At 50.2% G+C, this 299-nt stretch carries 1 protein-coding gene; it reads right to left on the bottom strand.

Annotated elements, in window-relative coordinates; translation table 11 throughout:
* The coding region (locus tag J0A66_RS23910) for a cryptochrome/photolyase family protein (protein ID WP_369127394.1) at positions 1–295 on the bottom strand (295 nt) is incomplete at its 3' end.
* Positions 296–299 lie beyond the last annotated feature (4 nt).

Raw genomic sequence — 299 nt, 5'->3', positions numbered from 1 at the left:
ACACCGCTGGTTGGTTGTCGGCTAAGGCGTCCTGATAGTCGCCAAATTTTGCTAGCCGGTTTTGAATAAAATCGTCCAATGCTAGTAGCGCCTGTTCACGGCATACCGCATAGTTGAAGTGTTCGAGTTTCCCAGGGTTGTCGGAAAATTCCTGACTCACTAAGTGCAGCACCTCCTGGGTTAACTTATCTGACCTAAACGCTCGAGGGGTAGGAACCTGCTCGGTGGGAGACCAAGGGCGACGATTTTGTTTATCAAAGTTGTACTTTCCCCCTATTGGGCGACCGCTTTCCATCAAC

It is taken from the genome of Bowmanella dokdonensis (assembly GCF_017254865.1).
GTDB classification, from domain to species: Bacteria; Pseudomonadota; Gammaproteobacteria; order Enterobacterales; family Alteromonadaceae; genus Bowmanella; species Bowmanella dokdonensis.
Note: the sequence above shows the minus strand (reverse complement) of the source record. Positions and strands in the feature narration are given on the sequence as shown.